The following is a 13,279-nucleotide window of genomic DNA, read 5'->3' as shown; positions in this document are numbered from 1 at the left end:
TCGTGGCGGTGGGCAGCACCGGTCGCGTCGGCAGCGACGGCAGCCTGCAACTGACCGGTGGCGGTGACATGGATATCCGCATCGGTGGCTCGCTCAACCCGTCCCTTCAAGCGCGGGCCGGCAACGATGGGATCACGCCGCCCAAACATGATCTGCAAGGCGCACTGATCAACCTGCGCGGCGCGGCCCAGATGAGCGGCAGCGCGGTCGGCGGCATCAATCTGCAATATGGCGCCAACAACGTGCTGCATGACGCCCGCGAAACCCGTGCGCTTGACCCGTTCACCGCGACCACCAGCAACGCATCCGGCGGGTTGGTGCTGATTCCCGGCGACTCGGGCATGCGCATCAACACCCGTGGCGATCTGGTGCTCGGCGGCGCGGCAGACCCGGGCCGCGTGCGTCTGCAGAACGCCACGCCGTTGTTTGACGAGGCGGGGGACATCACCCAGGGCGGAATTTTGAGCGGCTTCTCGCTGTGGACCGAGCACACGGCGATCGATCTGTTCTCTGCTGGCGGCAATCTCACCCCGAGTACCCAATTGGCCGAGACCGACACCAACGGGCCACTCAAAGGGCAGAACACTTCGCCCACCGACAGCCGTTTCGTCTATCCATCGATTCTGCGCGCAGTGGCGGGGCAGGGTTCGATTTACGCAGGTTCGTCGGCGGCTTACAGCGTCGGCAACACCGCTCCCGCGACCGCTTGGTCGCTGTTGTTGGCGCCGTCGGCCTCAGGTCAACTGGAGCTGTTGGCCGGTGACTCGATTTATGCCGGCGGCTATGCGATCAACCAGTCCGGGGCCAGTCCATTGGCGATTGCCACGCCGTTTGCCCCGGCGTTCAACGGCTATGCCAGCAACTCGGCGCAAACCCCGTTCATCTCCAACAGCGGCAGCGATGGTGTCGCCGCAGAACCAAATCTGCGTTATCCCTTGTTCGCTTTCGGCAGCAACTCGTACTCCCGTCTCAGCGATGTAATGGGCCCGGCGCGAATCTACGCGTTGACCGGCGATCTGGTTGGCATCCGCAGCGGCGAATCGTTGCGGGCGAGCGATTCGCTGCGCACCTGGTACGAAGCCGCCGGGCCGGTCTGGATGATGGCCGGTCGCGACATCGTCGCCTCTGGCACCTATCTGGGCCAGCCGACGACTTCGCCGAAGGATGGCGTCGGCACCACCAAGGACACGATCTACTCCACCGGCAACCTGTTCGTGCATAACGATCCAAGGGACGTGTCGAAAGTATCGGCCGGTCGCGACATCCTCTACAGCAGCTTCGACATCGCCGGCCCTGGCACCCTGGAGGTGAATGCCGGGCGTAACATTCTCATGGAAGACCGGGCCAGCATCACCAGCCTCGGTTCGTTGCTGGCAGGTGATCAGCGGCCGGGCGCCAGCGTGGTCTTGCAGGCCGGTACCGGCGCGCAAGGGCCGGATTATTCACGGTTCATCGCGCATTACCTGAATCCGCAAAATCTGGCCAATCCGGATACCTCGTTGAGCGCGCAACCGGGCAAGGTGATCAAGACGTACCTCGACGAGCTGCAAAGCTGGCTGACCCTCGGTTACGGCTTCAGCGGTGATGCCGTGCAGGCCAAGGCATTCTTCGCCGCGCTGCCGACTGCCGAGCAAGCGATCTTCGCGCGGCAGGTGTACTTCGCCGAACTGCGTGCCGGTGGCCTGGAATACAACGATGCCGACGGTCCACGGCAGGGCAGTTACTTGCGCGGTCGCAATGCTATTGCGGCGTTGTTCCCGACCACCGATGTCGCCGGCAACGCGATCCGCTACGACGGCGATATCACGCTGTACGGCGGAGCAGGGGTCAAGACCCTGTTTGGCGGCGACATTCAGATGCTCACCCCGGGCGGTGGTCAGGTGTTCGGTATCGAAGGCGCAGCGCCGCCTTCGACAGCGGGGATCATCACCCAGGGCTCTGGCAATATTCAGCTGTATTCGCAGGGCAGCATTCTGCTCGGCCAGAGCCGCATCATGACCACGTTTGGCGGCTCGATTCTCGGCTGGTCGGCCGAGGGCGATATCAACGCTGGTCGCGGCTCGAAAACCACCGTGGTCTACACGCCGCCGAAACGGGTATACGACACCTGGGGCAACGTCACGCTGTCACCGTCGGTGCCGAGCACCGGCGCCGGTATCGCCACGCTCAATCCGATTGCCGAAGTGGCGCCGGGCGATATCGACCTGATCGCGCCGCTGGGTACCATCGATGCGGGCGAGGCGGGGATTCGCGTGTCGGGCAACGTCAACATCGCCGCGCTGACGGTGGTCAACGCCGCGAACATTTCGGTGCAAGGCAAGGCGAGCGGTGTGCCGGTGGTATCGGCGGTGAATACCGGCGCGATCACCTCGGCCAGCTCGGCGGCATCGTCTGCCACGCAAGCCGCTGAAGACGTGGCGCGCCAGCAACAAGCGGCGGCGCGGCAGAATCAGGCCTCGGTGTTTACCGTGCAGGTGCTGAGCTTCGGCAACGAACAACTCACACCGTCGCGCGATGGCGCCAGCCGCGCACAGGCCCCGGGTTACAACCCGAACAGCCCGGTGCAGGTGCTGGGCGCGGGGGCGTTGGATGAGCAGGCCAGGCAGCAGTTGACCGAGGAGGAGCGGGGGCAGCTGACGGTTGATCTGGCTTAATGATTCTGGACACCCCTAAAGGGCGGTAATCTACGCCCAGCGACGAGGTGTGATTTGACCAGACGATATTTTTCGACAGATTTTAAACGGGATGCGGCTTGCCTGGTTTTGGATAAAGACTATTCGGTGAGTGAAGCCTGCGAGGCAATGGGTGTGGGCCCTACAGCTCTGCGCCGCTGGGTTGAGCAACTGCGTGCGGAGCGCAGCGGCAAGACACCTGAGAAGTCCAAGGCCATGACTTCTGACCAACAACGCATCCAGGAACTGGAAGCAAAAATTCGACGGATTGAGCGCGAGAAGGAAATTTTAAAAAAGGCTACAGCTCTCTTGATGTCGGATTCCCTCGATCGGTAAGGCTGATCGAGGAGTTAAGCGAGCAATATCCAAGATCCGAGTTGTGTGGCGTATTTGGTATCAACCGCAGCAGTTATTACGAGCGTCTGAAACAGCGGACAAAAGTGGACGTCGAGCGCGATCGCCTCAAGATCAAGGCTGCTGAATTACATGAGCAAAGTCGTGGATCAATGGGCGCGCGCAGCCTGGCAAAGGCGCTGTGTAACGAAAAGGAGTCGGTAGGTCGTTACATGGCTCGTAGCCTGATGCGCGAGCTCGGGTTGAAGAGCCAGCAACGGCGCAGACATCGTTACAAACCAAGCGGTGCGGAAGCGCAATACGCCCCCAATCATTTGGAGCGTAAGTTCAACGTCGAGGCCCCCAATCAAGTGTGGTGTGGCGACGTAACTTACATTTGGGCCGGTACTTACTGGGTTTATCTGGCTGCTGTGCTCGATCTGCATGCCCGACGCATCGTCGGCTGGGCGATGTCCAGAAGTCCTGATTCGGCTCTGACTTGTAAAGCGTTGAAGTTGGCTTTCGAGTCGCGAGGACGCCCTGAAAACTTGATGTTCCATTCGGATCAGGGTTGCCATTACAGCAGCAAAATGTTCCGTGAAACGCTATCGGAGATGCGCATAAAACAGAGCATGAGTCGACGAGGAAACTGCTGGGATAACGCCCCGATGGAACGTTTCTTTGGCAGCTTGAAATCTGAATGGATACCCAAGGCTGGCTACCGAAACGAAGACGAGGCCAGTACCGATGTGTTGCGCTACCTGACCCATTATTACAATCGGATCAGGCTACACAGTTACAACGGCTATCGAACTCCGGTAGCCATGGAAGCGTTGGCAGCATGAGAAATGACCTAAACCCTATAACCGTGTCCAGTATCGTTTGACCAGATCAGTTGTAAGAGAACTCTCGAGCGGTATGTTTGGGCGACCGTTGGGTCGCCCTTATTTTTCTGATTCAGGGCATATCCGTTGCTGCGGTAACGGCCGCTTATGGTTTCGCCTGACGGCGACTCACTTTTTTACAAACGCCTAAAAAAGTAAGCAAAAAAACGCTTGCTCCTACGTTCGGCCCTCGCAAGCTCGGGTCCCTTCGCTCCGGGATCGATCCGGGCGCAGCGGCTACGGTTTGCTTCGCTGCACCTCCTTCCGCTGTGTACGACTGCGTCGTACGGTCGCTGCGCTCCCACGCCCGGATCAATCCCTCCACTCAGCCTTCCGACGTCGCCGGTGAGTCAAAAGCAAGATCAAAAGCACGCGAGCTAACGCTCATTGTTGAGCCGTTAGAAGCGGGTGGTTGGCTTTGGGTTTGTGGTGGAGCTGCCCCTCATCGGAAGACCGCCCGCCCAGCCCTCTCCCCCTGGAGAGGGTGCCGATTTGTGGGGGATCAAAGCTTGAGTACGACTCGGTAATTCACGTCGACGTACCTTTCCCGTTCACCTCGGTCAGCTCCCTCTCCCTCTGGGAGAGGGCTGGGGTGAGGGTTTGGGGCTCCTGCACTCACCAAACCCCCACAAACCCACCGCCCGCAGGTAAACTCCGCGCACTTTTTCAAGGAGTTCACATGAGTTACTACCAGCCGGGCATTCTCGCCACCCCAGTTCCTGCGCAGGCACGTCACCTGTTCTTCGCCCTTGAGTCGGTGGAAGCGCTGCCGCAGGCGCTCGATAACCTGCTCAATCAGGTGGATGGCGCGTCGGCGGTGGTCGGTTTCGGTGAACCGCTGGTGAAGGTACTCAACGTGCAGATCGACGGCCTGCGCAGCTTTCCGGCACTGGCCGGCGTTGGCGTCGAGAACCCTGCGACCCAGCACGCATTGTGGGTCTGGTTGCACGGCGTCGACCGTGGCGAACTGCTCAACCGTTCCAATGCCCTGGAAGCCGCACTCGCACCGGCATTGCGACTGGTTGATCGTCAGGAAGCCTTCCGCCACAAGGACGGCCACGACCTCACCGGTTACGAAGACGGCACGGAAAACCCGCACGATGACGCCGCCATCGCCGCAGCATTGCTCAGCCAGGGCGCTGACGGCCATGTCGGTGCCAGTTTCGCCGCGATCCAGCAGTGGCAGCACGACCTCAAGGGCTTTCACCAATTGTCTGCCGAGGACAAAGACAACATCATGGGCCGGCGCCTGAGCGATAACGAAGAAATCGACGACGCGCCGGTCTCGGCCCACGTCAAACGCACCGCGCAGGAAAGCTTCGCCCCGGAAGCCTTCGTCGTGCGCCGCTCGATGCCGTGGATCGAAGGTGATCGCGCCGGTTTGATGTTCCTCGCGTTCGGCTTCTCGCTGGATGCCTTCGAAGCGCAACTGCGGCGCATGAGCGGCCTGGAAGACGGCATCACTGACGGCCTGTATCGCATCAGCCGGCCGATCACCGGCGGCTACTACTGGTGCCCGCCACTTAAAGACGGCCATCTCGACCTGCGCGCCTTGCGCATCGGCTGATCACTTGCTGTACCGCGATCCCCTGTAGGAGTGAGCCTGCTCGCGATAGCGGTGTGTCAGACAACACATCAATGACTGACCCACCGCTATCGCGAGCAGGCTCACTCCTGCAAAAGCGACCGTGTGAAGCATCTAAGGTTATGTCCAAACAATATTTCTCAAGCTTGTTATAACAACCCTAAGATCACGCCATAACTCGTTATGACAAGTGATCCGAAGATGACCGATAACGTTCTCTCCCTTGGCAGCGTCCCGCTGCACACCCAGTTGCGCGATGTGCTGCGCGCACGGATTCTCGACGGTGAATACCCGCAAGACAGCCAGATGCCTTCCGAAAGCGAACTTGGCGCGTTGTTCAAAGTCAGCCGCATCACCGTGCGCCAGGCACTCGGCGATCTGCAGAAGGAAGGGCTGATCTTCAAGATCCACGGCAAGGGCACCTTTGTCGCCAAGCCAAAAACCTTCCAGAATGTCAGCAGCCTGCAAGGCCTCGCCGAGTCGATGACCGGCCGCGGTTACGAGGTGATCAACCGCTTGCGCAGTTTCAAGTTCATCGCAGCGGACAAACGCGTTGCTGAGCGGCTGCAGGTGGCGGAGGGCGAGACCGTCGCGCAGATCAAACGCGTGCGCCTGATCAATCGCGAGCCGATTTCGCTGGAGATCACCTACCTGCCCAAAGCCGTCGGCGAGCGGTTGGAGAAGGCCGATCTGGTCACCCGCGACATTTTTCTGATCCTCGAAAACGACTGCGGCATCGCTCTCGGCCACGCTGATCTGGCCATCGACGCGGTGCTGGCTGACAGCGACCTGACCCAGGCGCTCAACGTCGAGGCGGGCTCGCCGATCATGCGCATCGAGCGTCTGACCCACGATGCTCAAGGCCAGCCGCTGGACTTCGAACACCTTTACTACCGTGGCGATGCCTTCCAGTACCGCCTGCGGATCGACCGGCAAAAAGGGGAGCAGGCATGACCCGCAATGTGCTCGAACAGGAATACGACATCGTCGTGATTGGCGGCGGTACGGCCGGGCCGATGGCGGCGATCAAGGCGAAAGAGCAGAACCGTGACTTGCGCGTTCTGCTGGTCGACAAGGCCAACGTCAAACGCAGTGGCGCGATCAGTATGGGCATGGACGGCCTGAACAACGCGATCATTCCCGGGCACTCGACGCCGGAGCAGTACACCAAGGAAATCACCATCGCCAACGACGGCATCGTCAATCAGGCAGCGGTGTATGCGTACGCGACCCACAGTTTCGAAACGATCGAACAGCTCGACCGTTGGGGCGTGAAGTTCGAGAAGGACGAAACCGGCGATTACGCGGTGAAAAAGGTTCACCACATGGGCGCGTACGTGCTGCCGATGCCGGAAGGGCACGACATCAAAAAAGTGCTGTATCGGCAGTTGAAACGCGCGCGAGTGAGCATCACCAATCGCCTGGTCTGCACGCGTTTGCTGACCGACGAGGAGGGCGCCGTCAACGGCGTGATGGGCTTCGATTGCCGCACCGCCGATTTCCATGTGATCAAGGCCAAAGCGGTGATCCTGGCGTGCGGCGCGGCGGGGCGCCTCGGTCTGCCGTCGTCGGGCTACCTGATGGGCACCTATGAGAACCCGACCAATGCCGGCGACGGCTATGCGATGGCTTATCACGCTGGCGCCGAGCTGGCCAACCTCGAGTGCTTCCAGATCAACCCGCTGATCAAGGATTACAACGGCCCGGCCTGCGCCTACGTCACCGGCCCCTTGGGCGGCTACACCGCCAACAACAAGGGCGAGCGCTTCATCGAGTGCGACTACTGGAGCGGGCAGATGATGTGGGAGTTTCACCAGGAACTGGAAAGTGGCAACGGCCCGGTGTTCCTCAAACTCGATCACCTGGCCGAGGAAACCATCCAGAACATCGAAGAAATTCTGCACAGCAACGAACGCCCGAGCCGCGGCCAGTTTCACGCCAATCGCGGCACTGACTACCGCACGCAAATGGTCGAGATGCACATTTCCGAAATCGGCTTTTGCAGCGGCCACTCGGCGTCCGGCGTGTGGGTCAACGAACGCGCGGAGACCTCGGTGAAAGGCCTGTACTCGGCAGGTGATATGGCCGCCGTGCCGCACAACTACATGCTCGGCGCCTTCACTTACGGCTGGTTCGCCGGGCACAACGCCGCGGAATTCGTTGCCGGGCGCGCGTTCTCGGCACTGGATGCCGAGCAGATCGCCAAGGAAAAGGCCCGGGTCTACGCCCCTCTGGATCGCGAACACGGCCTGCCACCGGCGCAGGTCGAATACAAGCTGCGGCGCTTCGTCAACGACTACCTGCAACCGCCGAAAGTGACGAAGAAGATGCAGATCGGCCTGCAACGCTTCAGCGACATCGAGCGCGATCTCGAGCAGATGAAAGCCAACAACGCTCACGAGCTGATGCGCGCGATGGAAACCAGCGTGATCCGCGATTGTGCCGAAATGGCCGCGCGCGCCTCGTTGTTCCGCGCCGAAAGCCGCTGGGGCTTGTACCACTACCGCGTCGATCACCCGCAACGCAACGACAGTGAGTGGTTCTGCCATTGCCACCTGAAGAAGGGCGAGGACGGCCAGATGACCAGTTTCAAGAAAGCCGTCGAGCCTTACATCATCCCGCTCGACGCTGAAGAAATGCAGGCCTACGACCGCTTGCGCGTGGGCGCCTTCGCCGCTTGATGCACCCCTAAACAAGAGAGTCCGGACCATGGCCTATCAAGCTCAGGAAATCTTCTTCCGCTCCAACGCTCCCGTCACTGTGGACGAGGACAAATGCATCGCCGAAAAGGGCTGCACCGTGTGTGTCGATGTGTGCCCGATGGACTTGCTGGCGATCAACCCGGCCACGCAAAAGGCCTATATGGCGTTCGACGAATGCTGGTACTGCATGCCGTGCGAGAAGGATTGCCCGACCGGGGCCGTCAAGGTCGACATCCCCTATCTCCTGCGCTGATCGGGCGGACGCCATCGCTGGCAAGCCAGCTCCCACAGGGATTTGTGGTCGAACAACGATTGTATAAACACCGAAGTAACCTGTGGGAGCTGGCTTGCCAGCGATGAGGCCAGCCGAGACCCAAAGCCACCCGGAAACACCGGACGCCAGATTCACCAAAACCCCCTCGTTTCCCACCGCGCCCTGATCGTGGCGGAGACGAACATCCAATAAACGATTCGAGGGGAAACACCCATGTTGCGTGCAGCAATCGCCGGTCTGCTACTGGCTTCCTTCAGCGTGTCAGCGTCGGCGGAAACCATCCGCATCGCCATCGGCACCCAGGACACCACCATCAACTGCGCCGCTGGCGGCCTGTTGATTCGTGAGCTCGGTCTGCTCGACAAATACCTGCCCCACGACGGCGCCTACAAAGACGCCACGTACGACGTGCAGTGGAAGAACTTCACCAGCGGCGCGCCGCTGACCAACGAGATGGTTGCCGGCAAACTCGACTTCGGCGCCATGGCCGATTTCCCCGGTGCGTTCAACGGTGTGGCGTTCGAAACCGCCGGCAAACACAGCCTGTTCATCAGCGTGCTGTCGGGAAGCATCAAGGGCAGCGGCAACGGCATCGTCGTGCCGAGCGCGTCCACGGTGCAGTCATTGGCCGAGCTCAAGGGCAAGACCATTTCCGTGCCGTTCGCCTCCACAGCCCACGGCATGTTGTTGCGTGCGGTGGCGGCGCAGGGCTGGGACCCGCTCAAGGATGTGAACATCATCGCCCAGCCGCCAGAGGTGGCCGGCTCAGCCTTGCAGGCTGGCAAGATCGATGCCCACGCCGATTTCGTGCCGTTCGCCGAACTGTTCCCCAGTCGCGGTTTCGCTCGCAAGATCTACGACGGCTCCCAAGCCAACGCGCCGACATTCCATGGTGCATTGGTCGATCAGGCCTATGCGAAGAAATACCCGGAAGTCGTCGTCGCGTATCTGCGGGCGAGTATCGAGGCCAATCGACTGCTCGCCACTGAGCCTGAGAAATACAGCGAACTGATCGCCAAGGTCACCGGGGTCGATGCCGAGGTCGCCTACCTGTTCCACGGACCGCTCGGCGTGCAGACCCGCGACCTGAGCTGGAAACCTGAATATCGCCAGGCCGTCGGCACCGCCATCGACACCTTGAAGCTTTTGAAGAAGGCCGATCGCGGGCTCGATCTCAACAGCTTTATCGACGATCAGTACATTCGCGCGGCGTTCAAGGCATCGCATCTGGATTACACGGCGCAACTCGCCGATTACGCGCAGACGCCGTTGACGGGCGTGGATGCGGCAACGGGCAAAGCGATTACCGATGTCAGCCATGTCGCGGAAATCTGGGTGCGCGGTGAAGCCAAGGTGCGCCGTTATGCCTCGGCGGAGTCGGCATTCAGCGCATTGGCCGCGTTGAAGCTGGAAGGCAAAAACATTCGTGCGGTGTATGCGCAGGCGAGTGACAGCGGGATCAAGTTGTTGGCCGAGCAGGCGTGGTTTGCCAGTGATGCGAAGGGACGGTTGAGTGCGTTTTTGCTGAAGGGGCAGGCGCAGGAATTTGCGTCGGCGCAGGGGGGCAAGGTTTTCGATTTCAGCGATGCCACCACTCAGGCAGTCGCCGCCCGCTAACTCAAACGTAGATCGTTCCCACGCTCTGCGTGGGAATGCCTCGATGGACGCTCTGCGTCCGCTTTGGATGTGACGCGGAGCGTCACGGGATGCATTCCCACGCAGAGCGTGGGAACGATCAGAGGTGATATATGTTTTCACGCTGGCTATCAAGAGCCGCCTCACTGCTGCTCTGCCTGCTCTTCTGGCAACTCGCCGCCAGCCACCACTGGAATCTCGGCCTGGTGACCTTCGCCAACGTGCCGACACCACTGGCGGTGATCGAAGCCGCTTTGGGCCTCGGCGACTCCGGCAAACTCTGGCAGCACCTCACCGCCAGCCTCAGCCGCGTGTTCGCCGGTTACCTCGCTGCGCTGGTCATCGGCATCGCTTTGGGCCTGGCCATCGGCCGCTCGAAATGGGCTGAAGACGTGTTGCTGCCACCGCTGGAAGTCCTGCGCCCGATCCCCGCCGTGGCGTGGATTCCGCTGGCGATCCTGATGTTCCCGTCCTCGGAACTGTCGATGGTCTTCATCACCTTCACCGGCGCACTGTTCCCGATCCTGCTCAACACCGTGCACGGCGTCGAAGGCGTCGACCCAAGGCTGATCGCATCGGCGAAAAGCCTCGGCGCCGGGCGCCGGGCGATTCTGCTCGAAGTGATTCTGCCCGGTGCGGCGCCGAGCATCATCACCGGTCTGGCCATCGGTATGGGCACGTCGTGGTTCTGTCTGGTGACGGCGGAAATGATCTCAGGTCAGTTCGGCATCGGTTATTACACCTGGGAGTCCTACACCATTCAGAACTACGCCGACATTGTCGTCGGCATGTTGCTGATCGGCGTGCTGGGCATGGGCTGCAGCCTGCTGATCAAACGTCTGGGCGGTGTGTTCACGCCCTGGCATCGACCGCGAGGAAAAGCCTGATGAGCGTGATGCAAACCCCGGAAGGGCGGATCGACATTCGCCAATTGTCGATCGTGCTCGGTGAAGGTCGCGACGCCTTCGAAGCAGTGCAGCATCTCGATTGCCAGATCGAACCCGGCCAGTTCGTGTGCATCCTCGGCCCGTCCGGGTGCGGCAAATCGACGTTGCTCGGCGCCTTGGCCGGACACCTGAAGGCCAGCGTCGGCAGTCTGGCAGTCGACGGCGCGGCAGTATCCGGGCCGTCGCCGCAGCGTGGCATGGTCTTCCAGCATCACACGCTGTTTCCATGGCGTACGGTGCGCGACAACGTTGCCTTTGGCTTGAAGATGCGTGGGATCGGCAAGCCCGAGCGGCATCGCGCGGCCGATGACATTCTCCAACTGGTAGGCCTGGAAGGCTTTGCCGAGCGCTGGCCCGATCAACTCTCCGGCGGCATGCAGCAACGGGTGGAAATCGCTCGGGTGCTGGTCAATCGGCCGCGGCTGCTGCTGATGGACGAGCCGTTCGGTGCGCTGGATGCGCTGACCCGTCTGAACATGCAGGAGCTGCTGCTGGATATCTGGACGCGCATCCGTACCACTGTCGTGTTCGTCACCCATGACATTGACGAAGCGCTGTTTCTCGCCGACCGCTTGCTGGTGATGAGTGCGCGTCCGGGGCGGATCATCGAAGACCTGCGTCTGGATTTCCCGCGTCCGCGCACCAGCGAACTGGTCACCAGCACCGAGTTCGCCCGTCTCAAACGCCATTGCCTCGACCTGCTGCGCCACGACACCGACCGACCGCTGCCGCGCCTCAACCCGCTCGGCTTGCCTCCCGAAAACCCTTTGCCGCGATTTGCCCTATGACGAATATTTTTGCTGTGTCCGATATTGAAGAAATTCTCGCCTTGCAACCGCGCCTCACCGCTGAAGACGCTGGCGTGCGGCGCATCGCCCTGATCGAGCTGGCGGATCTGGAGGAGCCCGATGGCTTGCTCTGGCTGGTCGATCGTCTTGGCCACGATCCTGCCGAAGCCGTACGCGCTGAAGCCGCACGGCTGCTCGAAGCCTGGGAGGATGAGCCGGTCGTGCGCGCCTTGTGCGAGGCGCTGACCGATCCGTCGCCGACCGTGCAAGCGGCTGCTGCGCAAAGCCTGAGTCTGCTCAAGTCCGAAGGGGCAGGGCGAGTCATTCTGCCGTGGACTGATCATGCCGATGTCGGCGTGCGGGTCGCTGCGTTTCGTGCCTTGCGTGAGTTGCGATTTGCCGACGCGGCGCCTGCTGCCGTCGCGGCGCTGAACGATGCCGACGCCAATGTGCGCCGCGAAGCGGTCGGCGTGCTGGGCTGGCTCAAACAACTTGACGCGCTGCCTGCGTTGGCGCGGTTGGCCAGTGATGATCCGGACACCGAAGTGCGCCGTGCGGCGACTGGTGCGCTGGGCTTGGCGTCCAGCGCCGAGGTGTTGCCGGCGCTGCGTCAGGCCTTGCGCGACAGTGCCTGGCAGGTGCGTGAGGAAGCTGCGACGACCTTGGGCAAGGTCGGCCATGACGATGCCGGCCCGGCGCTGGTCGAGGCGTTGAGCGATGACTACTGGCAAGTGCGTCTGCGCGCCGCCCGCAGCCTGGGCCGGTTGCGTTTTGTGCCGGCGCTGGCGGGGTTGATCGAAACGCTGGGGCATCGCATCAGTAATTTGCGCAAAGAGGCCGCGCTGGCCTTGGGCGAGTTGAACGATCGCGGCGCTGTGGCGGCGTTGCAGGCGGCGCAGGATGATGGTGATCCTGAGGTGCGCAAGGCGGTGCGCATTGCCTTGAGTCAGTTGCAGTGAGTCCTTTGGCGGTGGTCAATTCGCAGCGTGAGCGGACGTTGACGCTGAGCTGGGCGGATGGGGGTGAGTCGGTGTTGGGTCATGCCGATTTGCGTCGTCAGTGTCCGTGTTCGCAATGCCGTGCGTTTCGGCTGCGCGGGGTTACGCCGTTGGTCGATGATCGGGTGCGGCTGGTTGAGGTGAATGGTCAGGGGTATGGGGTGCAGCTGGTGTTCAGTGACGGGCATCAGCGGGGGATTTATCCTTGGGATTATCTGCTGGGGCTGGATGGGTGTCGTCTTTGATTGAGGGCATATCCGTTGCTGCGGTAACGGCTACTTAGGGTTCCGCCCTTACGGCGGGTCACCTTTTTCAAACGCCAAAAAGGTAACCCAAAAGGCTTGCTCCTACGTCCGGCCCTCGCAGGCTCGGGTCCCTTCGCTCCGATGTCGCCGGTCAGGCAAGATCAAGATCAAGGGCACTCGAGCTAACGCTCATTATTGAGTGGTTAGAAGCGGGTG

At 61.3% G+C, this 13,279-nt stretch carries 11 protein-coding genes; all 11 read left to right on the top strand.

Going from position 1 to position 13,279, the window contains the following annotated elements; all coding sequences use genetic code 11:
- Nucleotides 1–2: 2 nt before the first annotated feature.
- The 11 genes from M0746_RS29460 (at nucleotide 3) to M0746_RS13110 (ending at nucleotide 13,063) form a co-directional block, all read left to right on the top strand.
- On the top strand, nucleotides 3–2,654 hold the full coding sequence (locus M0746_RS29460) for a filamentous hemagglutinin family protein (RefSeq protein WP_446731330.1): 2,652 nt from the start codon (nucleotides 3–5) through the stop codon (nucleotides 2,652–2,654).
- A gap of 54 nt (nucleotides 2,655–2,708) precedes the next feature.
- Nucleotides 2,709–3,850, top strand: a protein-coding gene (locus M0746_RS13155) for an IS3 family transposase (protein WP_446731262.1) whose coding sequence is annotated in 2 segments (ribosomal slippage) — nucleotides 2,709–2,970 and nucleotides 2,970–3,850 — 1,143 coding nt in all. Because the reading frame shifts where the segments join, the coding sequence is not laid out codon by codon here.
- Nucleotides 3,851–4,568: 718 nt separating this feature from the next.
- A complete protein-coding gene (locus tag M0746_RS13150; protein WP_258449482.1) occupies nucleotides 4,569–5,456 on the top strand; it encodes a Dyp-type peroxidase in 888 nt (295 codons plus the stop codon).
- Nucleotides 5,457–5,675: 219 nt separating this feature from the next.
- Nucleotides 5,676–6,428, top strand: a complete 753-nt coding sequence (locus M0746_RS13145) for a GntR family transcriptional regulator (RefSeq protein WP_258449481.1) — start codon at nucleotides 5,676–5,678, stop codon at nucleotides 6,426–6,428.
- Nucleotides 6,425–8,155: a fumarate reductase/succinate dehydrogenase flavoprotein subunit gene (locus tag M0746_RS13140; protein WP_258449480.1), complete on the top strand. Its 1,731-nt coding sequence runs from the start codon at nucleotides 6,425–6,427 to the stop codon at nucleotides 8,153–8,155. The genes M0746_RS13145 and M0746_RS13140 overlap by 4 nt, the downstream gene beginning before the upstream one ends.
- 28 nt (nucleotides 8,156–8,183) lie before the next feature.
- A complete protein-coding gene (locus M0746_RS13135) occupies nucleotides 8,184–8,429 on the top strand; it encodes a 4Fe-4S dicluster domain-containing protein (protein WP_003225615.1) in 246 nt (81 codons plus the stop codon).
- Nucleotides 8,430–8,663: 234 nt separating this feature from the next.
- Nucleotides 8,664–10,067 carry an ABC transporter substrate-binding protein gene (locus M0746_RS13130; protein ID WP_258449479.1) on the top strand — a complete coding sequence of 468 codons (1,404 nt, stop codon included), beginning with the start codon at nucleotides 8,664–8,666 and terminating at the stop codon, nucleotides 10,065–10,067.
- 131 nt (nucleotides 10,068–10,198) lie between these two features.
- The gene (locus tag M0746_RS13125; protein WP_258449478.1) at nucleotides 10,199–10,972 is read left to right on the top strand and encodes an ABC transporter permease; all 774 of its coding nucleotides are present in this window, start codon (nucleotides 10,199–10,201) and stop codon (nucleotides 10,970–10,972) included.
- On the top strand, nucleotides 10,972–11,820 hold the full coding sequence (locus M0746_RS13120; protein WP_258449477.1) for an ABC transporter ATP-binding protein: 849 nt from the start codon (nucleotides 10,972–10,974) through the stop codon (nucleotides 11,818–11,820). Before M0746_RS13125 ends, M0746_RS13120 begins: the two co-directional genes overlap by 1 nt.
- A complete protein-coding gene (locus M0746_RS13115) occupies nucleotides 11,817–12,779 on the top strand; it encodes a HEAT repeat domain-containing protein (protein WP_258449476.1) in 963 nt (320 codons plus the stop codon). Before M0746_RS13120 ends, M0746_RS13115 begins: the two co-directional genes overlap by 4 nt.
- Nucleotides 12,776–13,063 (top strand): DUF971 domain-containing protein, encoded by a 288-nt coding sequence (locus M0746_RS13110; RefSeq protein WP_258449475.1) that lies wholly within the window; start codon nucleotides 12,776–12,778, stop codon nucleotides 13,061–13,063. Before M0746_RS13115 ends, M0746_RS13110 begins: the two co-directional genes overlap by 4 nt.
- Nucleotides 13,064–13,279 lie beyond the last annotated feature (216 nt).

Source organism: Pseudomonas sp. S11P7 (assembly GCF_023195435.1).
GTDB classification, from domain to species: domain Bacteria; phylum Pseudomonadota; class Gammaproteobacteria; order Pseudomonadales; family Pseudomonadaceae; genus Aquipseudomonas; species Aquipseudomonas fluorescens_G.
Note: the sequence above shows the minus strand (reverse complement) of the source record. Positions and strands in the feature narration are given on the sequence as shown.